Here is a 1,807-nt window from a genome sequence, read left to right as displayed (position 1 = left end):
AACCCAGGCAACCCAGGCAACCCAGGCAACCTAGCCGACCCACAGACATGACCACCACTGCCCCCAGCTTCGACGCTTACCCGGTTGAAGTCGAATTCCCCGATATCCGCCCCTATGCCGCCGGCAACTGCGGCGTGCCCTACGTCCACACCTTCGATAGTGGCGTGCCCGGCCCGCACGTGATGGTCAACGCGCTGACCCACGGCAACGAAGTGTGCGGCGCCATCACCGTCAAGGCACTGCTGGATCTCGGCGTGCGTCCGCGCCGTGGCCGCCTGACGCTGGCCTTCGCCAACGTCGACGCGTACCACACCTTCGATGCGGCCCGCCCGGATGCGTCGCGCTACGTGGACCAGGACTTCAACCGCGTGTGGACGGCGGCCGTGCTGGACGACACCACCCGCGATTCATCCGAGCTGCGCCGCGCGCGTGCCATGCGCCCGGTCATCGATACCGTGGACCTGCTGCTGGATCTGCACTCCATGCACGAGAAGAGCCTGCCGCTGATCGTCTCCGGCCCGCTCGACAAGGGCATCGCCCTCGCGCGCGCCGTGGGTGCGCCGGCCAACGTGATCGTGGACGAAGGCCACCCCGAAGGCCGCCGCATGCGTGACTACGAAGGCTTTGGCGACCCGGCCAGCGCCAGGAACGCGCTGCTGGTCGAGTGCGGCCAGCATTGGGAAGCCACCGCCGTGGGCGTGGCCAAGGACAGCACCGCGCGCTTCCTGCTCAACGCCGGCGTGATCGATGCCGACGACGTGCCCGCCGGCTGGCTGTGGCTCCTGCACCCGCAGCGGGTGGTACGCGTGACGGAGCCGGTGGTGGCCAGCAGCATGGATTTCCGCTTCGCCGGCGCGTACACCGGGCTGGAAACCTTCGCCGAGGCCGGCACCGTGATCGGCTGGCGCNGGGGGGGGGGGGGGGGGGGGGGGAGCCGGTGGTCACGCCGTACCCGGATTGCGTACTGGTCATGCCTTCGTTGCGGCAACTGCGCCCCGGCGTCACCGTGGTGCGGCTGGGCCAGGTGATCGGCTGACTGGACGCCGGTCCGCGCGCGGGCGGGTGTTCAGGCTGGCGTAGCCGGTGAGGGCNTGGCCGGTGGGGGCGGCGCGGCGGGCGCGCCTGCCGTGCCGGTGGTGGACTGCTTGGGCCGCATGCCGGGCAGCAATTGATCGACCAGTTCCTCGATCTTCGCCTCGGGCACCACCAGGTTGCTCAGGTTCAGGCCGCCGGCGCTGCGCAGCGCGTCGTAGTTCGCCTTGCCGGCGCGGTCGCCGCCGATGTAGACGACGATCTCGGCTGAACTGAGGAAATCGCGCCAGTACGACTGCCGTTGCGCGACATAAGTCGCGGTATAGGGGCACGAGACAATCGATGCGCCGGGTGGCAAGACCTTGAACTCGAAGCCGCGCGCCTGGATGGAATCGCGCAGCGCGTCCATGTAGGCATTGCCGACCGGGTTGCTGATCACGCAGAACAGCGTACCGTCGGCCGGCTGCGCTGCGGCGATGTGGTCCCCGCGGTCGACCGGGACGACGGACTGGTAGGTGGCGCAGCCGGTGGCCAGCAAGCCCAGGCTGGCGGTGACGGCTAGCAATGCTTTCTTCATGATGCTCCTGGTTCGCTGCTGCAAGGGTGCCCGGCGCACCCCGGCGCCGGCGGACCTGCCCGGCGGCTGCCGTGGCGGCGCGCCTGGCGGGATGAACCGTGTTGTCGGCAGGCGCGAGCGCCAACTTTAGGCCATCGTGGCGGCGGCAATCGGTGGAACAGAGCGGGGAAAAGGGTCCGGCGGTGGCGTCCGGCTGCA

The 1,807-nt window shown here is 69.7% G+C and carries 1 protein-coding gene and 2 pseudogenes; 2 read left to right on the top strand and 1 reads right to left on the bottom strand.

From position 1 onward, the window contains the following. Window positions 1-47: 47 nt before the first annotated feature. Window positions 48-908, top strand: a pseudogene (locus CF70_RS10025) (M14 family metallopeptidase); the annotation flags it as partial. A 1-nt stretch (window position 909) separates the two neighbouring features. Continuing rightward, a pseudogene (locus CF70_RS37630) lies at window positions 910-1,036 on the top strand (succinylglutamate desuccinylase); the annotation flags it as partial. A gap of 56 nt (window positions 1,037-1,092) precedes the next feature. Here the strand turns inward: CF70_RS37630 and CF70_RS10020 are convergent. Continuing rightward, a partial coding sequence (locus CF70_RS10020) for an Sbal_3080 family lipoprotein (protein ID WP_235184983.1) occupies window positions 1,093-1,609 on the bottom strand: 517 nt, incomplete at its 3' end. Window positions 1,610-1,807 lie beyond the last annotated feature (198 nt).

Source organism: Cupriavidus sp. SK-3 (assembly GCF_000611145.1).
Lineage (GTDB): Bacteria > Pseudomonadota > Gammaproteobacteria > Burkholderiales > Burkholderiaceae > Cupriavidus.
This window is presented reverse-complemented; position numbering and strand designations above follow the sequence as displayed.